General features: G+C 68.5%; 21 protein-coding genes and 1 pseudogene. 3 read left to right on the top strand and 19 right to left on the bottom strand.

The genetic code is table 11. The features are described 5' to 3' along the window. Positions 1-70: 70 nt before the first annotated feature. The 10 genes and pseudogenes from BLU81_RS43475 to ruvC form a co-directional block, all read right to left on the bottom strand. A complete protein-coding gene (locus tag BLU81_RS43475) occupies positions 71-589 on the bottom strand; it encodes an adenine phosphoribosyltransferase (RefSeq protein WP_231954895.1) in 519 nt (172 codons plus the stop codon). Between the two features lie 76 nt (positions 590-665). Then, positions 666-1208 (bottom strand): RNA-guided endonuclease TnpB family protein, encoded by a 543-nt coding sequence (locus BLU81_RS50045; RefSeq protein ID WP_197686042.1) that lies wholly within the window; start codon positions 1206-1208, stop codon positions 666-668. Then, entirely contained in the window at positions 1100-1564 is a 465-nt protein-coding gene (locus tag BLU81_RS51210) for a hypothetical protein (protein WP_231954916.1), read from the bottom strand. Before BLU81_RS51210 ends, BLU81_RS50045 begins: the two co-directional genes overlap by 109 nt. Positions 1565-1595: 31 nt before the next feature. After that, positions 1596-1652 (bottom strand): annotated as a pseudogene (locus tag BLU81_RS52195) (helix-turn-helix domain-containing protein); the annotation flags it as partial. 216 nt (positions 1653-1868) lie between these two features. Next, a complete protein-coding gene (secF, locus tag BLU81_RS43465) occupies positions 1869-3023 on the bottom strand; it encodes a protein translocase subunit SecF (RefSeq protein WP_092555060.1) in 1155 nt (384 codons plus the stop codon). Position 3024: 1 nt separating this feature from the next. After that, entirely contained in the window at positions 3025-4896 is a 1872-nt protein-coding gene (secD, locus tag BLU81_RS43460) for a protein translocase subunit SecD (protein ID WP_092555058.1), read from the bottom strand. A 161-nt stretch (positions 4897-5057) separates the two neighbouring features. Then, complete coding sequence (yajC, locus tag BLU81_RS43455) at positions 5058-5450, bottom strand: preprotein translocase subunit YajC (protein WP_092555056.1); 393 nt, start codon at positions 5448-5450, stop codon at positions 5058-5060. Between the two features lie 147 nt (positions 5451-5597). Then, positions 5598-6644: a Holliday junction branch migration DNA helicase RuvB gene (ruvB, locus tag BLU81_RS43450; protein ID WP_092555054.1), complete on the bottom strand. Its 1047-nt coding sequence runs from the start codon at positions 6642-6644 to the stop codon at positions 5598-5600. 210 nt (positions 6645-6854) lie between these two features. Next, positions 6855-7457, bottom strand: coding sequence for a Holliday junction branch migration protein RuvA (gene ruvA, locus BLU81_RS43445; protein WP_092555052.1), 603 nt, complete (start codon positions 7455-7457; stop codon positions 6855-6857). Next, positions 7454-7969, bottom strand: coding sequence for a crossover junction endodeoxyribonuclease RuvC (gene ruvC, locus BLU81_RS43440; RefSeq protein WP_092555050.1), 516 nt, complete (start codon positions 7967-7969; stop codon positions 7454-7456). Before ruvC ends, ruvA begins: the two co-directional genes overlap by 4 nt. Before the next feature lie 147 nt (positions 7970-8116). Here ruvC and BLU81_RS43435 point away from each other — a divergent pair, with 147 nt between their 5' ends. Next, entirely contained in the window at positions 8117-8629 is a 513-nt protein-coding gene (locus BLU81_RS43435) for a hypothetical protein (protein ID WP_092555048.1), read from the top strand. Here the strand turns inward: BLU81_RS43435 and BLU81_RS43430 are convergent, their stop codons facing one another. The 4 genes from BLU81_RS43430 to pdxT all read right to left on the bottom strand — a co-directional run bounded on the left by BLU81_RS43430 (position 8630) and on the right by pdxT (position 10746). Further along, positions 8630-8965, bottom strand: coding sequence for a PIN domain-containing protein (locus tag BLU81_RS43430; RefSeq protein ID WP_092555046.1), 336 nt, complete (start codon positions 8963-8965; stop codon positions 8630-8632). It lies immediately after the preceding gene. Next, positions 8962-9237, bottom strand: coding sequence for a type II toxin-antitoxin system VapB family antitoxin (locus tag BLU81_RS43425; protein ID WP_157752023.1), 276 nt, complete (start codon positions 9235-9237; stop codon positions 8962-8964). The genes BLU81_RS43430 and BLU81_RS43425 overlap by 4 nt, the downstream gene beginning before the upstream one ends. A gap of 138 nt (positions 9238-9375) precedes the next feature. Continuing rightward, the gene (locus BLU81_RS43420; protein WP_092555042.1) at positions 9376-10131 is read right to left on the bottom strand and encodes a YebC/PmpR family DNA-binding transcriptional regulator; all 756 of its coding nucleotides are present in this window, start codon (positions 10129-10131) and stop codon (positions 9376-9378) included. An 18-nt stretch (positions 10132-10149) separates the two neighbouring features. Then, complete coding sequence (gene pdxT / locus BLU81_RS43415) at positions 10150-10746, bottom strand: pyridoxal 5'-phosphate synthase glutaminase subunit PdxT (RefSeq protein ID WP_092555040.1); 597 nt, start codon at positions 10744-10746, stop codon at positions 10150-10152. A gap of 113 nt (positions 10747-10859) precedes the next feature. Between pdxT and pdxS the strand changes: the two genes are divergently transcribed. Continuing rightward, positions 10860-11756 carry a pyridoxal 5'-phosphate synthase lyase subunit PdxS gene (pdxS, locus tag BLU81_RS43410; protein ID WP_092558496.1) on the top strand — a complete coding sequence of 299 codons (897 nt, stop codon included), beginning with the start codon at positions 10860-10862 and terminating at the stop codon, positions 11754-11756. 241 nt (positions 11757-11997) lie between these two features. On the opposite strand, the gene BLU81_RS43405 is transcribed toward pdxS, so the two are convergent. The 4 genes from BLU81_RS43405 to pgsA are packed head-to-tail and all read right to left on the bottom strand — an operon-like array spanning position 11998 to position 15200. After that, positions 11998-12540: a hypothetical protein gene (locus BLU81_RS43405; protein WP_092555038.1), complete on the bottom strand. Its 543-nt coding sequence runs from the start codon at positions 12538-12540 to the stop codon at positions 11998-12000. A 30-nt stretch (positions 12541-12570) separates the two neighbouring features. After that, positions 12571-13707 (bottom strand): glycosyltransferase family 4 protein, encoded by a 1137-nt coding sequence (locus tag BLU81_RS43400; protein WP_092555036.1) that lies wholly within the window; start codon positions 13705-13707, stop codon positions 12571-12573. Between the two features lie 9 nt (positions 13708-13716). Next, entirely contained in the window at positions 13717-14583 is an 867-nt protein-coding gene (locus BLU81_RS51205; RefSeq protein WP_231953811.1) for a phosphatidylinositol mannoside acyltransferase, read from the bottom strand. Further along, positions 14580-15200, bottom strand: a complete 621-nt coding sequence (gene pgsA, locus BLU81_RS51200) for a phosphatidylinositol phosphate synthase (protein WP_231953810.1) — start codon at positions 15198-15200, stop codon at positions 14580-14582. The genes BLU81_RS51205 and pgsA overlap by 4 nt, the downstream gene beginning before the upstream one ends. A gap of 177 nt (positions 15201-15377) precedes the next feature. Between pgsA and BLU81_RS43390 the strand changes: the two genes are divergently transcribed. Continuing rightward, positions 15378-17513, top strand: coding sequence for an elongation factor G-like protein EF-G2 (locus BLU81_RS43390; protein WP_092555034.1), 2136 nt, complete (start codon positions 15378-15380; stop codon positions 17511-17513). On the opposite strand, the gene BLU81_RS43385 is transcribed toward BLU81_RS43390, so the two are convergent. Then, entirely contained in the window at positions 17506-17982 is a 477-nt protein-coding gene (locus tag BLU81_RS43385) for an HIT family protein (protein ID WP_092558492.1), read from the bottom strand. The two genes, BLU81_RS43390 and BLU81_RS43385, sit on opposite strands and share 8 nt — an antisense overlap. Between the last annotated feature and the right edge of the window lie 29 nt (positions 17983-18011).

Here is an 18011-nt window from a genome sequence, read left to right as displayed (position 1 = left end):
GCGTTGCCGAATACCCCGGCCGAACCTACGAATAAGCAGGCCCGGCCGGGCGAAGAACATCGAAGACGGATCAAACGGTCAGCAGAGCGTGTACCTTACGCGGGCTGAGCCGCTCCCGGCCGTCCAGGAAACCGAGTTCCATCAATACGGTGAAACCGGCGACCACGCCACCGGCCCGCTCCACCAGATCCATCGTCGCACCCGCCGTGCCACCGGTGGCGAGCACGTCGTCGACCACCAGGACACGCTGTCCGGGCACGAAAGCACCCTCGTGCACCTCCAGGGTGGCCTCGCCGTACTCGAGCGCGTACGTCGCGGAGAAGGCCGGTCGCGGCAGCTTCCCGGCCTTGCGGACCGGGACCACCCCGAGGCCGGTGGCGTACGCGATGGCCGCCGCCAGCACGAACCCGCGCGCCTCCACCCCGGCGACCACGTCGAAGGAGTCCGGGCCCCAATGGGTGACGATGCCGTCGACGACCTTCTTGAAGGTCGGGCCGTCACCGAAGAACGGCATCAGATCCTTGAAGAGGATGCCCGGTTTCGGGAAGTCCGGCACGTCGACGGTGCCACTGGCGACCAGTGCCGCCATCTCGGGCCCGCTGTCGCCGGTCCCCGGCGCGTTCTCGCTACTCACGGCGGACAGCCTAGTTGACATCTCCCCGCCCTCAAGGGACGGGGATTCCGGCGGTCGCCCGCCGGGTTTCCTGTTTCACAGCCCGCCGCCCCGAACGGAGGTTCCCCCGTTGAGGTCTGACGCAGGCTCCACAGGCAGACACCGCCAGCCCGGCGGCCAGAATGTTACGCGCCGCGTTCACGTCCCGGTCGTGGACGGCCCCACAGGGACAGGTCCAGAACCGGACGCTGAGCGGCATGGTGTCAGCGATGGCTCCACACTGCGAGCAGAGCTTGGACGACGGGTACCAGCGGTCGATCACGACCAGGGTCCGGCCGTACCACTCACATTTGTAGGTCAGAAACTCGCGGAAGGTGGTCCAGGCCGCGTCGCTGACGGCGCGGGCCAGCGTGTGGTTCTTGACCATGTTGCGCACGGCCAAGTCCTCGATCACGATCGTTTGGTTCTCACGAACGAGCCGAGTGGTCAACTGATGCAGGGTGTCACGGCGCCGGTCGGCGATCCGGGCGTGGACGCGGGCGACCTTACGCCGGGCCTTGTCCCGGTTCTTCGAGCCCTTCTCCTTGCGGGCCAAGGCCCGTTGCGCGCGGGCCAGACGACGTCCAGCGGGACGGACATCTTGGCCAGGGTCAGCTCACCGTTCCTCCAGCGGAACGCGGACGCGGTGAACTCCGCCGACGCCCGCGACTTACGCTTGGACTTGAACCGCGGATACCGGGCCCGTTTCTCCCAGAACGCCACGAACGCACCGTGCAGGTGCCGCAGACACTGCTGCAGCGGAACCGAGGACACCTCGTTGAGGAACGCCAGATCCTCGGTCTTCTTCCACGCGGTCGACAGGGCGCTGGTCGCGCTGTAACCGACCCGCTCCCGCCGCTGAGACCAGCCTTCGGTACGGGCCTGCAACGCCAGGTTGTAGACCTTGTGCACACCCGAACGTCCGGTTCAGCAGATCGGCCTGCTCCGGAGTCGGGTAGAAACGGAACTTGAACGCCCGCTTCACTGCACGCTGGGACATGCCACCTGTTTTAGCACACCTGTTCGCGAGCGCCCGTGCGGGCGGTCTGCGGGTAGACACCGAGTTCGCCTCGACGGCGAATCGGCTACCCCTGACCTGCTCCGCAGGGGTCCGTTTCCTCTCCGGCCTGAAGAGCCGGAGTATCCACGGAAGAATCTGATGACGCGGCCCGCCACCCCTGCGGGGTGGCGGGCCGGTGAGACGTCAGGCGGGGCGTCAGGGACGCTTGCCACCCGGGCGGTTGCCGCCGCGCTTCTGCGCGGGACGCGCGCCCGGCCGCGGCGTGGTGCTGCCCGCGAAGGCCGGCACCTCGTCCGAGGCGGTCAGGTTAGCCGGGCGGTCGTCGCCGGTGCGGACCACGTCGTCCGAACGCTGGGCCCGCCGGGCCAGCACCCGGGCGTTGTGGGCCTTGATCCGCGGCTCCTGGTCCTTCAGGTAGCTCAGGACCGGGGCGGCGAACACGATCGACGCCGCGACGCCGATCCCCATACCGACGAAGAGCACCAGGCCGAGGTCCTTCAGGGTGCCCGCGCCGAGCAGGCCGGCACCGATGAAGAGCACACCGCCGACCGGCAGCAGAGCCACCAGACCGGTGTTGAGCGAACGCATCAGGGTCTGGTTGACCGCCAGGTTGGTGGCCTCGGCGTACGTCCGGGTGCTGCCCGCCGTGATCCCTCGGGTGTTCTCCTGGATCTTGTCGAACACCACGACCACGTCGTAGAGCGAGAAACCGAGGATCGTCAGGAACCCGATCACCGTGTACGGGGTGAGCTCGAACCCGACCAGCGAGTAGACACCCGCCGTGACGATCATGTCGAGCATCAGCGAGGCCAGGGCCGCCACCGCCATCCGCCACTCGAACCGGACCACCAGGTACACGGTGACCAGGATCAGGAAGATGATCAGACCGAGGATGGCCTTGTCGATGACCGCGCCACCCCAGGCCGAGGAGACCTGCTGGTCGCTGATCTGACCCGCTTCCAGCCCCAGATCGGCCTCGAGCGCGGTCTTGACCTCGGCCATCTGCTGGGTGTCCAGCGCCGACGAACGGATCTTGAAGTTGGCCTCGGTGCCCTCACCGATCTGCTGGGCCGCGTTGACCTGCGCGTCCGGGGCCACCCCGCGGACCGCGTCGGCCACCGCGTTGCCGACCTCGTCCTGGGTCAGCGTCTTGCTCGCGACCTGCGCCGGAACCGTGAACTCACTGCCACCGGCGAACTCGATGCCCAGGTGGAAGCCACGGAAGATGAAGCTGCCCAGGGAGATCGCCACGAGCACGGCCGCGATGGTGAACCACATCTTGCGGCGGCCGATGATGCTGATGTTCGCCTCGCCCTGGTACAGGCGATTCGCGAAACCGGAACCGGCCATGTCAGGCCTCCTTCTGGCTGGTACGCAGAGCACGGCCGAGACCGCTCACCCTGGGCGACAGGAACGCCTTGGTGTTGGCGAGCACCGTCATGATCGGGTGGCGGAAGAGGAACACCACGACCAGGTCGAGCACGGTCGACAGGCCGAGCGCGAACGCCAGGCCCTGCACCTGCCCGATCGACACGATGTACAGGACGACCGCACACATGATCGTGATCGCGTTCGCCGAGATGATCGTGCGCCGGGCCCGGTGCCACGCCCGTGGAACCGCGCTGCGTGGACTCCGGCCCTCGTGGATCTCGTCCTTCAACCGCTCGAAGTAGATGACGAACGAGTCCGCCGCCACACCCAACGAGACGATGAAACCGACGATACCCGCCAGCGTCAGGGTGAAGCCGATCGAGCGGCCCAGGAACACCAGCGCGCCGAAGGTGAGCAGAGCGGACAGGGCCAGGCTCAGGAAGATCACCAGGCCGAGCATCCGGTAGTAGAAGAACGAGTAGATCGCCACCAGGCCGAGGCCGATCGCGGCGGCGAGCAGGCCCGCCTCGAGCTGCTGGTCACCGACGGTCGCGGAGACGGTCTGCGCCGGGCCGGACTCGAAGGTGACCGGGATGGCGCCGAAGTTCAGCTGGTCCGCGAGTTCTTTGGCGGAGGCCGAGTTGAAGTCACCGGTGATCTGCGACTGACCGGTCAGCACGCCCTGGATCTGCGGCGCGGAGACGATCTCCTTGTCCAGGACCACCGCCACCGCGCAGTGCTCGACGCTCGGGTAGAGCGAGCTGGCCGCGATGTAGCAGGGGTCGCTGGTGGTCGCCTCGAACGCCTTACGGGTCAGGGCGGCCCACTTGTTCTGGCCGGCGCTCTTGAAGTCGAGCGAGACGACCCACTGGTTCTGGGTGGTGTCGAGCTGCGGGCTGGCCTTGTCGATGTCGTCACCGACGACCTCGGCCTTGTCCAGCAGCACCTTGGCGCCCTGGTAGCAGGCGATGACCTCGCTGTCGACGTCGTCGATCGCGCCGTTCGGCCGCTTGTCCAACTGCTCACAGCTGATCGTCGGCACGTTGAACTGCATCTGCGGGTCGAGTGCGTTGACCTCCAGCGGGGTCAGCGTGGCGAACGCCTTGTACGCCAGGCCGGCCTTCGTGTCGGTGGACAGGTCCACCGGGGCGGTCAGCTTCTCGGCCGCGGCCCAGACCGGGGCACCGACCTTCTTCGCGATCGCGGCGCGCTGCTCCTTCACGTCCGCGGTGACCGGGACCTCGGCCGCCGGGGCGGACGCGGTCGGGGCCGCGGACGGAGCGGCCGACGGGGCCACCGACGGGCTCGGCGCGGCCGCGCCGCCACCCTGACCACCGGTCGACGCCGACGCCGACACCGCCGGGGCGCTGCCGCTCGCCGACGGCTTGGCGGAACCCGACGCGGCCGGGGCGGCGCTGCCGCTGGCCGAGACGCTCGGCGACGGGCTCGGCGGGTTCAGAGCCACCGAAGCGACGTCACCGGTGACCCCGGTGAGCAGCCGGAACCGCATGTTCGCGGCCTTCGACAGGTCCTTCAACTGGTCGTCGGCCTTGCCCGCGAGCGAGACGACGATCGTGTTGTTGCCCTGGATGACCACCTCGGCCTCGGAGACACCGAGAGCGTTGACCCGGCTCTCGATGATCTCCTGGGCCAGCTCCATCGCCTCCTTGGTGGGCGGCGCACCCTGCTGAGTGGCGATGTAGGTGGCCTGGGTCCCGCCGATCAGGTCGAGGCCCAGCTTCGGCTCCAGCCGCTGCGCCACGGTGCCCGTGGCGCCGGCTCCGAAGAAGACGAGCAGATACAGGACGACGAAGACCAGACCGAGCACGCCGAGTTGGCGTCCAGGATGCATCTGTCCCTGAGGTGGTCGTGCCACGGCTTTAGGTCTCCCTGTGTTCGGCCGCGTGGCTGCGCGGCGCTAAGTTTCTGTGACCGGCCGTCGACGGTCGAACGGCGGGCTGACGCACCGGGTCGGTGAGATCACCACCGGACCGGTGCGCGGGGACTTACTGGTCAGTCCTGCTTGCGCACTTCGGTGACGGGACCCTCCGGCTGCTCCGGCGTGGACTCCTCAGCGGTGGGCACCTCGACGTCGGGCTCCGGGATCTCCTCACCGGACTTGTGAACGATCCGGGCGATCGCCGGACGCGCGAAGCGCACCTGCACGTCCGGAGCGATCTCGATGAGGACCTCGTCGTCGGAGACCCCGGCGACCGTGCCGTGCAAGCCACCGATGGTGACGATCTGGTCGCCGGGGCCGAGCGAACTCTGCATCTCCATCGCCTTGCGGCGCTGTTTCTGCTGCGGGCGGATCATGACGAAGTACATGAAACCGAAGAGCAGAACGAGAATCAGCAGGAACGAGTAATTGCCGCCGCCGGCCGGCGCGTCGCTTGCGTCGAGCACAAAAAAGCCTTCCGTCAGCCACCGGCGCGACGAGTGGGCGGGCGCCGGGAGTGATCTGCAGATTCCGGTTGGAACGGCGGCGAGTCTAATAGGTCAACCTGGAGATAACGAATGCGGCACACGTCACGTTCACATCACGAGGGATATTTATACGTCTCGGGCGAACAGGTCACCTTGGAACACCCCGGCGCGCCCATCGGTGGGTGGCGTTTTGCCCAGATGCGCCCACCCGGCCTCGGTGGCCACCCGGCCCCTCGGGGTTCGCGCCAGAAGCCCGGCCCGCACCAGGAACGGCTCACACACCTCCTCGACCGTGTCGGACTGCTCCCCCACCGCCACGGCCAGGGTGGACAGGCCCACCGGACCGCCCTTGAAGGACTCGATCAGCGCCCGCAACACGGCACGGTCCAGCCGGTCCAGGCCGAGCGCGTCGACGTCGTACACCTGCAGGGCCGCCCGTGCCACCTCCTCGGTGACCACACCGTCCGCCCGGACCTCCGCGAAGTCCCGCACCCGGCGCAACAGCCGGTTGGCGATCCGCGGTGTGCCCCGGGACCGGCCGGCGATCTCCGCCGCGCCCTCCGCGGTGATCCGCACCCCGAGAATCCGGGCCGACCGGTGCAACAGCGCGTCCAGATCGGCCGGTGAATAGAAATCCAGATGCGCGACGAAACCGAACCGGTCCCGCATCGGCCCGGACAGCAGGCCCGCCCGGGTGGTCGCCCCGACCAGGGTGAACGGCTCCACGTCTAGCGGGATCGCGGTCGCACCCGGGCCCTTGCCGACGACCACGTCGACCCGGAAGTCCTCCATCGCCGAATACAGCAACTCCTCGGCCGGTTTCGCAATGCGGTGGATCTCGTCGATGAACAGCACGTCACCCGGGGCCAGACCGGTCAGGATCGCGGCCAGATCCCCGGACCGCTCGATCACCGGCCCACTGGTGGTGCGGATCCCGGTGCCCAGCTCGGCGGCCACGATGTTGGCCAAGGTCGTCTTCCCGAGACCGGGCGGGCCGGAGAGCAGAATGTGGTCCGGCGGGCTGCCGCGGCCCATCGAAGCCTGCAGCAGCAACTCCAGCTGGTCACGGACCCGGTGCTGGGCGATGAAGTCGGCCAGCCGCCGCGGGCGGACACTGGCCTCGGCGTCCAGATCCTCGTCGAACGGATCCGGGGAGACGATCTCGTCGTTCACCGGGCGTCACACCGTGACATCGACAGCCTCCTGACCTGTACAACCGTTCGAATCAGCCTACCGTCGCGACGGCGCCGGGCGTCGGCGGCATCCCCCGCGCAACGGCCGGAAAACGCTCGGCACTCACCGTGAGCACGCTCCGGCAATGGACCGGGCAAACGGAATTCGCCACGCCCGCCGATCACTCTCAGCAATTGACGCCAGCCGATCTCAACGGGATTTTCCGAGCAGCCGGATCGCCTGACGCAACAGCACCGGCACCGACGGCGTCTCCCCATCGATCGACTCGGCCACCGCGGCCACCGCCTGATCGGCCTGCGAAGCGGACCAGCCGAGCGCCAGCACACCCTGCCGGACCTGCTCCTGCCACGCACCGTTGAGCACACCGGCCGGGCCGCCGTCACCGATCGCGATCGGGCCGATCTTGTCCTTCAGCTCGACGATCATCTTCTCGGCGCCCCGCTTACCGATACCCGGGACCTTCGTCAGAGCGGCGACGTCACCACCGGCCAGCGCACGCCGCACCGCGTCGGGCTGGTGCACCGCGAGCACCGCCTGCGCGATCCGCGGGCCCACCCCGTTAGCCGTCAGCAGCAGGTCGAAGAGTTGCCGCTCGGCGTCGTCGGCGAACCCGAACAGCGTAAGCGAGTCCTCCCGCACGATCAGCGTGGTCGCGAGCCGCGCCTCCCCACCGGTCCGCAATCCGGCGAGCGTGTTCGGCGTACAGAAGACCCGCATGCCGACACCACCCACCTCGACCACGGCACTGTCGTGGAAGATCGCGGCGACCACACCGCGCACACTGGCGATCATCGGAGGCTCCTGCGGGCAGCGGCTTCGATCCGCGCGCGAGTCCCCCCGCGCCAGATGTGGCAGATGGCGATGGCGATGGCGTCCGCCGCGTCGGCGGGTTTCGGCGGGGCGTCCAGTTTCAGCAGCCGCGTCACCATGGCGGTGACCTGAGCCTTGTCCGCGGTGCCCGACCCGGTGACGGCCGCCTTCACCTCACTCGGAGTGTAGGTCTGCACCGGCAGCCCCGCCCGCGCCCCGGCCAGGATCGCCACCCCGCTGGCCTGCGCGGTACCCATCACGGTCCGGGCGTTGTGCTGCGCGAACACCCGCTCGACGGCGACACTGTCCGGCTTGTAGGCGGCCACCAGCTCACCCAGCGAAGTGTCCAGATGCAGCAGGCGCTCGGCGATGTCCTGGTCCGGATCACTGCGGACCACGGTGTAGCCGACCAGCTTGCCCAGCCGCCCCGGCACACCATCGACGATGCCGACACCACACCTCGTCAGCCCCGGATCGATGCCGAGCACCCGCACAGACAGCCTCCTCGCGAACGTGTGTTCGACACCCTAGTACGCCCACACCTTGCGCCATCCGCCGACACGCCCCGACGATGGTTTCCGGAGGCCCACCACGCACGTCACCCGGCACGTCTCCCGCCGACGGGTTCCCGGAGGTCTGTCATGCACCTCATCGCGCCGATGGCCGACGAGCCGCCATCGGACTACGTCGCCTTCGTCGCCCGGCACGCCTCCGGCCTGCGCACCGAAGCACACCGCCTGGCCGGCGGCGCCCCCGTGCACGAGGAGATCTACCTGGCGGTCCTCACCGACCTGGCCGGCCACTGGCGCCGCCTGCGCCTGCTGCACCGCACCGACACCTACATGCGGCAGCGCCTGACAGCCCGAACCGCCCACTGGCGCGAGGACCAGGTCTACGAGGTCGAGGTCCGCGTCCTACCCCCACCGCCGCCGCCGGCCCGGCCCAGGGCAGGGAGCCTGGCACTGCGCAAGGCCACGATCATTCCCGGTACGGCCAGGGCCTCACTGGACGCCCTGGCCGACGCCGAGATCGCGTGGATCCACGCCCACCTACGAGCACAGCGGCACCGCGTACTCCGCCACGCTCTCTTCGTGCTGCTGGTGGTCGGCGCCCTCATCCAATACATGGCATGGCTGAGCGCCGACCCCCTCTGACTAGTTCTCCGGGCCCTTACTCATTCGACGATGCTTCAAATCGGGCACATAGCGTGCGATCGTCTCGAAGTCGCTGTCCTCGTGCAGCACGGTCATCTTCAGCCGAATCGCCGCAGTGAGATCCCCGACATCGTCCGGGATGACCGCGACGGGATATGTCGCCTCCAGCTTGGCCTCGGTCGCTGTGTAGTCCCGCGCGTCCGCGGCCAGCAAAGCTTCCGCGACAGCGGGCTCACAGATCGACACCAAGCCCCGCTGCACGGTCGCGAACCAGGCTTCGTCGACTTGTTTCCGCAGAATGCGGATCAACGCGCTCGCATCACCCAGATACTTCACTCGTCGGCCGCCTCGAAGTGGCTGTAGTCGAATCGGCCCTCTTCATTCATCTTCCACAGAGACTCCATGGCGGCACGCCGCTTGTCTCGCTCCTCCAGAACCATCCGCCGCAGCGCCTCGTTGATCGCCTCGTTCGACGACCCGGCTTGGATCTGGCGCTGTGCTTCCTCCAACAACTCCGGATCGATGGGTGGTGGGGTGCCTGTGGTCTCGACTTCCGCGTCGGGACGGACTGCCATAACTGTCATCTGCACCTCCGGCAGATCAGCCATCAACAACACCCCCACCTTACTAGTCTCATACAAACCTGTCACTAGACAGTGCGCACTAGGCAAGTGCCTGTCACCCCGAGGGTAGCCCCGAAACCACGAAAAGCCGGCCCACCGGACCGGCTTTTCGTCAAGTGACACTCACTCCTCGTCGATGGCCGCCATTACCTCGTCGGAGATCTCGACGTTGGAGAAGATGTTCTGGACGTCGTCGCAGTCCTCGAGCACGTCGATCAGCTTGAGCACCTTGCGGGCGCCGTCCTCGTCGACCGGCACGCTCATCGTCGGAACCAGCGACGACTCCGCCGAGTCGTAGTCGATGCCGGCGTCCTGCAGAGCCGTCCGCACCGCGACCAGGTCAGTGGCCTCGCTGACGACCTCGAACGCGTCGCCGTGGTCGTTGATCTCCTCGGCGCCGGCGTCCAGGACCGCCAGCATGACGTCGTCCTCGCTGAGCGAACCCTTGGGGACGATGATCACGCCCTTGCGGTTGAACAGGTACGACACCGAGCCCGCGTCGGCGAACGTGCCGTGGTTACGGGTGAGCCGGGTGCGCACCTCGGTGGCGGCCCGGTTCCGGTTGTCGGTGAGGCACTCGATCAGCAGGGCGACACCGTTGGGGCCGTACCCCTCGTACATGAACGACTGCCAGTCGGCGCCGCCGGCCTCCAGACCGGAGCCCCGCTTGACGGCGTTGCTGATGTTGTCGTTGGGGACCGAGCTCTTCTTGGCCTTCTGAATGGCGTCGTAGAGCGTGGGGTTACCGGACGGGTCGCCGCCACCGGTCCGGGCCGCTACCTCGATGTTCTTGATCAACTTCGCGAACATCTTGCCGCGCTTGGCGTCGACGACAGCCTTCTTGTGCTTGGTCGTCGCCCACTTGGAGTGGCCGGACATGCGTAACCTCCGCTTTGATCAAAGGGCCTGGCGGACCATCTCGACGAAGTACCGGTGGACACGAAGGTCGCCGGTCAGCTCCGGGTGGAAAGCCGTGGCGAGCAGGTTCCCCTGCCGAACGGCCACAATCCTACCGGCGTCGGCACCCTCCGCCACGCGGCCCAGCACCCGCACGTCGCCGCCGACCTGCTCGACCCACGGGGCGCGGATGAAGACGGCGTGGAACGGGCCGCCGTCGACGTCGTCGATCTCGACGGACGCCTCGAACGAGTCGACCTGCCGGCCGAACGCGTTACGCCGTACGGTCATCTCGATGCCCTGGAACGTCTCCTGGTCGGAACGGCCGTCCAGCACGGTCGTGGCCAGCATGATCATGCCGGCGCAGGAGCCGTAGACGGGCATCCCGTCGGCGATCCGCTTACGGATCGGATCGAGCAACCCGAACGACACGGCCAGTTTGCTGATCGCGGTCGACTCCCCGCCCGGGATCACCAAGCCGTCGACCTCGGCGAGCTCCTCGGGCCGGCGGACCGGCCGGGCCAGCACGTCCGACTCGGCCAGCGCGGTCAGGTGTTCGCGCACGTCGCCCTGAAGGGCCAGCACTCCGATGTTCACGGCCCAACAATAGGGAAGCAGTCCACCGGCAAGCCGATTGGCTATCGGAACCGGCACCGCCGGTTCATAACATCGGCGTGAAGAAGCCGAAACACCACGAGGAGCCGATTTCCATGTCTGAGAACCAGCCCGCCGTCGGCACGGCCCGCGTCAAACGCGGCATGGCGGAGATGCTCAAGGGCGGCGTGATCATGGACGTGGTCAACGCCGACCAGGCGAAGATCGCCGAGGACGCGGGCGCCGTCGCGGTGATGGCCCTGGAACGGGTACCGGCCGACATCCGCGCCCAGGGCGGCATCTCCCGGATGTCCGACCCCGACATGATCGACGGCATCATCGCGGCGGTCTCCATCCCGGTGATGGCCAAAGCCCGGATCGGGCACTTCGTCGAGGCGCAGGTGCTGCAGGCGCTCGGCGTCGACTACGTGGACGAATCCGAGGTGCTGTCCCCGGCCGACTTCGCGAACCACATCGACAAGTGGCAGTTCACCGTGCCGTTCGTCTGCGGCGCCACCAACCTGGGCGAGGCGCTGCGCCGGATCACCGAAGGCGCAGCGATGATCCGCTCGAAGGGGGAGGCCGGCACCGGTGACGTCTCGAACGCCACCACCCACATGCGGAGGATCCGCGCCGAGATCCGCCGCCTGCAGACCCTGGCGGAGGACGAGCTGTACGTTGCCGCGAAGGAGCTTCAGGCGCCGTACGAGCTGGTCAAGGAGGTCGCTGAGGCCGGGCGGCTTCCCGTGGTGCTGTTCACCGCCGGTGGTATCGCGACTCCGGCGGATGCCGCGATGATGATGCAGCTCGGCGCCGAGGGGGTCTTCGTCGGCTCCGGGATCTTCAAATCCGGCAATCCGGAACTGCGTGCCGCCGCGATCGTCAAGGCCACCACGTTCCACGACGACCCTGATGTGATCGCCAAGGTCTCCCGGGGCTTGGGCGAGGCCATGGTCGGCATCAACGTCGAGGACGAGCCGGTCCCGCACCGCCTCTCCGAGCGAGGCTGGTAACCGACCCCACCCTACCCCGGCCCGGCCCGCCCGCCCGGCCACGACTACGTCCTGAGCTACGGCTAGCCGTAGCTCAGGTGTCTTATGAGGGTCGGATAACAGTCCTGAGCTACGGCCGGGCGACTCGAGCCGTAGCTCAGGACTGTTATGGACCTGCCAAGACATGTCTGAGCTACGGCTAGCCGTTTAACAGCGCTGAGCTACGGCTGGCCGCGAGAAAACAGGGTTAACGGGGACCACCCTAGAGGGCCTGGGCTATCAACGGGCCCTCGACCGGCAGCGCCGGCGACGGCAACGGCGGCAGGTCCGTCAACGCCACCTCGACGATGTCGAAGTACTCCGGCCGCGGATACCGCCGCGTCAGCCCCAACATCCGGACGATGATCCGCCGCCGGGCACTGAGCGCGTCCCGCACCAGGTCGGTATGCACCTGACGGGCCAGCATGACGCGCCGACTGGTGCCGATCAGAGCCCGGGCCACCGGATCCCCCGGATCCAGCGTGACCGTCTGGAGCTGCCGGGTCAGGTCGTTCTCGGCGGTCTCGCGTTCACCAGGTTCGGCGTCCAGCGCGAGCCGCGCCGCCGCGTACAGCTCCACCGATTCGACCTGTTCGGCGACCACCGCGGCCGCGGCCGCACGGCGCAACAGATGCGCGTCCAGGGCGCGCTCGGCCGACTGCGCCCGCGTGTGCAGACGCTCCACCCGTTGGGCGGTCCAGCCGAGGTACGCCGAGAAGATCGCGGCCAGCACGACGACTCCCACCACCCACCACATGCGGGGCATCGTAGTGCCCGGCGTTTACCACGCCAGTGGTCAGGACCACTCGTCGTCGAAAACTCTGCCGTCGGTGGCTTCGATCGAGGTCGCGTAGACCTCGAGGACCCGGTTGGCCACGCTCGGCCAGTCGAAGGCGCCGACCGCCTGCCGGGCGCACGACGACAGGGCGGCACGGCGGGCCGGGTCGTCGAGCAGGTCCCCGAGCAGGGTGGTGAGGGCGGCCGGGTCGCCGTTGGGGAACAGTGCTCCGGCGCGGCCGCCGTCCAGGACTCGGCGGAAGGCGTCGAGGTCGCTGGCGGCGATGGCGGCTCCGGCGGCCATCGCTTCGGTGAGGATCATGCCGAAACTCTCGCCGCCGGTGTTCGGGGCCACGTAGACGTCCACGCTGCGCAGCATCCGGGCTTTGTCGGGCTCGGAGACGAGGCCGAGGAATTCGACCCGGTCGTGTAGTTCGGCGGGGATGTCTTCGAACAGTTCGTCCCGGTCGCCGGGCCCGGCCACGAGCAGCCGCAGGCCGGGGCGTTCACGGGCGAGGTTGACGTACGCCGTACGCAGCAGGGGGAAGCCTTTGCGCGGTTCGGTGAAACGGCCGAGGAAACCGAGTGCACCGCCTTCGCCGGGCCATCCGGGCAATGGCGCCGCCGAGGCGAATTTGGCGACCGCGACCCCGTTGGGGATTTCGACCGCGCCGCCGCCGAGGTGTTCGACCTGTACTTTCCGGGCGAGTTCGCTGACGGCGATCCGGGCGGTGATCTTCTCCATGGCGGGTTGGAGGAAGTTCTGCGCGGCCGACAGGGCCCGGGATCGGGTCATCGCGGTGTGGAAGGTGGCGACGACCGGCCCGCGCGCCGACAGCACGGCGAGGAACGACAGGCTGGGGGTGAACGGTTCGTGGACGTGCAGTACGTCGAATTCGCCGCGGCGCAGCCAGCGCCGGACCCGGGCGGTGGAGACCGGGCCGAAGGAGATCCGGGCGACCGAGCCGTTGTAGGGCAGTGGTACGGCCCGGCCGGCTGGCACCACGTAGGCGGGTAGTTCGGCGTCGTCGTCGGCGGGCGCCAGCACGCTCACCTCGTGACCGAGACCGATCAGGGCTTCGGCGAGGTCCATGATGTGGTTCTGTACACCGCCGGGGACGTCGAACGAGTAGGGCGAGACGATCCCGATCCGCACCCGCTCCTCCTAGAGCCAGAGCTTCTGGAGCATGTGCCAGTCCTGGGGGTGTTCGGCGATGCCGGCCGCGTAGGCGTCGGCGAGCAGTTGGGTGGTTTTCTTGACCCGTTCGTCGAGCGGTCCGTCGGTAGGTGGCACGATCCGGCGCATCCGGGATTGGACGCGGGTCTCGTCGAACCAGATGTCGACCGCGTAGAGCGGCGACCCGGTGCGGATGGCGAGGATCGCCGGGCCGGCCGGCATCCGGGTCCGGCCGCCGAAGAACTCGACCTCGATCCCGCGGCGGGACAGGTCCCGGTCTCCGAGGAGTGCGACGACCCAGCCTTTCGCCAGGTGTTCGGCGAGCACGTCCAGGGGTGAGCGCTCGCCGCCGGAGTGCGGGAGGATCTTCATTCCGAGCTTTTCCCGGTACGCCAGGAACTGCTCGTACACCGCTTCCTGTTTGAAGCGCTCGGCGACCGTGATCAGCGGAAAGCCTTGACTGGTCACCCAGGCGCCGGCGGCGTCCCAGTTCGCCACGTGCGGCAGCGCCAGGATCACCCCGTCACCGTCGGCGACGCCCTTTTTGAGCTGCTCGTGCCACTCGGTCTCCATCCGGTACCCGTCGAGGAACTGCTCGCGGCTCTGTGACGGCAGCCGGAAGGCCTCCATCCAGTACCGGGCGTACGAACGCAGCCCGTCCCGGACCAGAGTCTCCGGCATGTCCTCGCCGACGACCTGCCGCAGGTTGCTGCGCAGGCGCTGGGTGCCGGGGCCGTTCGCTTTCCAGGCCCGGTCGGCGCCGGCCCGGAAGAGGGCTTTCGCCACCGGCAGCGGCAGTGCGCGCACGATCCTCCACCCGGCCATGTAGCCGAGTTCGGTCAGACGGTCCTTCACTCGCTGGTCACCTTCGGTTCGGTCCGGCCGGCGTGGATGAGCCGCTGGAAGGCAGTGATCACGGAGAGTACGGCGAGTACCCACAGGGCGGCGGGGAGTCCCCAGTCCAGTCCGGCTGCGCCGAGCAGGCCGCCGAAGCCGACGATCAGTAGTCGTTCGAGGCGTTCGGCGATGCCGACGTCGGCGTTCAGGCCGAGGCTCTGGGCGCGGGCCTTCACGTATGACACGACCTGTCCGAAGACCAGGCTGATCAGGGCGGCGACGACTCCGCCGTAGGGGTTGCCCTCGGTGGCGAGGTAGTAGACGACGGCTCCGAAGACGGCGCCGTCGGCGATCCGGTCCATCGAGGAGTCGAGGAGGGCGCCGAATTTGCCGGAGCCGCCGCGCATCCGGGCCATTGTCCCGTCGAGCGCGTCGGTGAGGGCACAGGCGGTTACGATCACGGTGCCCCAGAAGAGGTGGCCGCGCGCACCGAAGTAGGAGCCGATCAGCACGCCGACGGTGCCGGCGACGGTGACCGCGTTGGGTGTGACCCCGATCCGGAGTAGGAATCGGGCGACCGGGTTGACGCCGTACGAGGCGACGGCACGGGCTGTTGCTTGAACGATCTTTGCCATGGCCGTCCCACCTTATCGGCGTGCGACCTGCAGCGGCACGGGACAGCCCCGGCCTTGGCCGGATCGTCATCATCCGGCAGCTTTCCAGGGCTGAGGGTCCTTGTGACCAATACCGCGCCGGGTGTGGGATTCGAGGAACAGCGGCGTAACGAACGGGATACGACGGGAGCACTCGGCATGGCGCAGAAGGCTTCGGAGAAGGGACAGGCCGGCGTTGGCGCGCCGGCGGTGACCGAGCCCGGCAGGGTTCGTAACGTGGTGCTGGTCGGCCGTTCCGGTTCCGGTAAGACGACCTTGGTCGAGGCGTTGCTGGCCGCGACGGGCACGATCTCCCGGGCCGGTGGCGTGGCGGACGGCACCACGGTCACCGATCATGATCCGGCGGCGATCCGGCAGCAGCGTTCGGTGGCGTTGTCGTGTGCGCCGCTGCTGCATCAGGACGTGAAGGTCAATCTGCTTGACACTCCGGGTTTCGCCGATTTCGTCGGGGAGTTGCGCGCCGGTCTGCGGGCCGCGGATGCCGCGCTCTTCGTCGTGTCGGCGGCCGACGGGGTGGACGATTCGACGGTGGCTCTGTGGGACGAGTGTGCCGCGGTCGGTATGCCGCGCGCAGTCGCGGTGACCCGGTTGGACCATCCGCGGGCCGACTACGACCAGGCGTTGCAGGATTGTCAGGCGGCGTTCGGTGACAACGTGCTGCCGGTGTTCCGGCCGGTTCCCGGTCCGGGCCTGATCGGGTTGGTCACGCTGCGGGTGCTGGACTACGCGAACGGTCATCCGCCCCGGGTCGGCCTGGCCGGCCCGGAGCAGCTGGCGCTGGTCGCCGCCGACCGGGACACCCTGATCGAGGGTGTCATCGCGGAGAGTGAGGACGAGACTCTCATGGACCGCTACGTCGGTGGTGCGGAGATCGATGCCGGCACTCTGATCCGGGATCTGGAGAAGGCCGTCGCGAAGGGCAATTTCTTCCCGGTCGTCCCGGTCTGCGGGTACACCGGTGTCGGCTTGGACGCGTTGCTCGATCTGCTGGTCAGTGGTTTTCCGACGCCGTTGGAGCACGCTCTGCCGGTGGTGACCGGGTTGGACGGCTCGCCGCGTGCCCCGTTGACCTGTGATCCGGACGGTCCGTTGGTGGCCGAGGTGGTCCGGACCACGATCGATCGGCATGTCGGCCGGGTGTCGCTGGTCCGGGTCTTCTCCGGAACGTTGCGCCCGGATCAGACCCTGCACGTGTCCGGACACGGTCTGGCCGAACGTGGGCATCCCGACCACGACGCCGACGAGCGGGTGGCGCATGTCTACGCCCCGCTCGGCGCGCAGTTGCGCGAGATCCCCGGTGCGGTCGCGGGTGATCTGTGCGCGATCACCAAGTCGGGCAGCGCCGAGACCGGCGACACCCTGTCGGCCAGGGATGCCCCGCTGCTGATGACGCCGTGGCGGATGCCGGAGCCGCTGTTGCCGATCGCGGTCGTCGCGAAGACCCGTTCCGACGAGGACGCGCTGGCCAAGAATCTGGCCCGGCTGGTGGCCGGGGATCCGGCGCTGCGGATGGAGCGTAACCGGGACACCCGGCAACTGGTGCTCTGGACGATGGGTGAGTCGCATGCCGACGTGGTCCTGGACCGGCTTCGCTCCGGTGGGGTGGAGTTGGACACCGAGCCGGTCAAGGTGGCGCTGCGGGAGACCTTCGGCAGTGGCGCGCGCGGGCACGGCCGGCATGTGAAGCAGTCCGGCGGTCACGGGCAGTACGCGGTCTGCGACATCGAGGTGGAGCCGCTGCCGCGGGGCGCGGGTTTCGTCTTCGTGGACAAGGTGGTCGGCGGTGCGGTGCCGCACCACTACATCCCGTCGGTGGAGAAGGGTGTCCGGGCGCAGCTGGAGAAGGGCGTCACCGCGGGTTTTCCGGTGGTGGATCTGCGGGTCACGCTGTATGACGGCAAGGCGCACAGTGTCGATTCCTCGGATGCGGCGTTCCAGACCGCCGGGGCGCTGGCGGTGCGTTCGGCTGCCGAGAACGGGCAGATCACCCTGTTGGAGCCGGTGGACGAGATCGAGGTGCGGGTGCCGGAGACCTACGTGGGTGTGGTGATGAGTGATCTCTCCGGGCGGCGGGGCCGCCCGCTGGGCAGTGAGTCCGGCGGTGCGGGCGGGGTCAGCCTGGTCCGGGCCGAGGTTCCGGCGACGGAGCTGGTCCGGTACGCGGTGGAACTGCGTGCCCTGACGTCGGGCACCGGGACGTTCTCCCGCCGGTACCTGCGGCACGAGCCGATGCCGTCGCAGTTGGCCGAAGGGGTTCGCGCGTCGGTCAGGTGACCGGCCAGGCCTTGGTGATCAGGTCGCGGGTGTCGTGCAGCAGTTGGGGCAGCACCTTGGTCCGGCCGATCACCGGCATGAAGTTGGCGTCGCCGCCCCAGCGGGGCACGACGTGCTGGTGCAGGTGGGCGGCGATTCCGGCGCCGGCGATGGAGCCCTGGTTCATGCCGAGGTTGAAGCCGTGCGGGCCGCTGACGGTGCGCAGCACCCGCATCGCGGTCCGGGTGAACGCGGCGACCTCGACGGTCTCCGCGTCGGTCAGGTCGGTGTAGTCGGCGACGTGCCGGTAGGGGCAGACCATCAGGTGCCCGGGGTTGTACGGGTACAGGTTGAGTACCGCGAACACCAGCTCGCCGCGCGCCACCACCAGGGACTGTGCTGCGGGCAGGCCTGGCGCCAGGCAGAACGGGCAGCCGGCGGGTTTGTCGTAACCGCCCTCCGGCGCGTCCTCCCCGGAGATGTAGGTCATCCGGTGCGGCGTCCAGAGTCGCTCCAGCC

It is taken from the genome of Actinoplanes derwentensis, from assembly GCF_900104725.1.
GTDB lineage: Bacteria > Actinomycetota > Actinomycetes > Mycobacteriales > Micromonosporaceae > Actinoplanes > Actinoplanes derwentensis.
Note: the sequence above shows the minus strand (reverse complement) of the source record. Positions and strands in the feature narration are given on the sequence as shown.

Excerpts from the sequence above, each read along its gene's own strand:
- BLU81_RS43435 (WP_092555048.1), top strand. The coding sequence starts at position 8,117 with ATGCACCTCATCGCGCCGATGGCCGACGAGCCGCCATCGGACTACGTC.
- pgsA (WP_231953810.1), bottom strand. The coding sequence starts at position 15,200 with ATGGCAAAGATCGTTCAAGCAACAGCCCGTGCCGTCGCCTCGTACGGC.
- BLU81_RS43425 (WP_157752023.1), bottom strand. The coding sequence starts at position 9,237 with ATGGCTGATCTGCCGGAGGTGCAGATGACAGTTATGGCAGTCCGTCCC.
- BLU81_RS43420 (WP_092555042.1), bottom strand. The coding sequence starts at position 10,131 with ATGTCCGGCCACTCCAAGTGGGCGACGACCAAGCACAAGAAGGCTGTC.
- secF (WP_092555060.1), bottom strand. The coding sequence starts at position 3,023 with ATGGCCGGTTCCGGTTTCGCGAATCGCCTGTACCAGGGCGAGGCGAAC.
- BLU81_RS43475 (WP_231954895.1), bottom strand. The coding sequence starts at position 589 with ATGGCGGCACTGGTCGCCAGTGGCACCGTCGACGTGCCGGACTTCCCG.
- BLU81_RS43385 (WP_092558492.1), bottom strand. The coding sequence starts at position 17,982 with ATGACCTACATCTCCGGGGAGGACGCGCCGGAGGGCGGTTACGACAAA.
- ruvA (WP_092555052.1), bottom strand. The coding sequence starts at position 7,457 with ATGATCGCCAGTGTGCGCGGTGTGGTCGCCGCGATCTTCCACGACAGT.
- BLU81_RS43405 (WP_092555038.1), bottom strand. The coding sequence starts at position 12,540 with ATGCCCCGCATGTGGTGGGTGGTGGGAGTCGTCGTGCTGGCCGCGATC.
- BLU81_RS43390 (WP_092555034.1), top strand. The coding sequence starts at position 15,378 with ATGGCGCAGAAGGCTTCGGAGAAGGGACAGGCCGGCGTTGGCGCGCCG.
- secD (WP_092555058.1), bottom strand. The coding sequence starts at position 4,896 with ATGCATCCTGGACGCCAACTCGGCGTGCTCGGTCTGGTCTTCGTCGTC.
- pdxS (WP_092558496.1), top strand. The coding sequence starts at position 10,860 with ATGTCTGAGAACCAGCCCGCCGTCGGCACGGCCCGCGTCAAACGCGGC.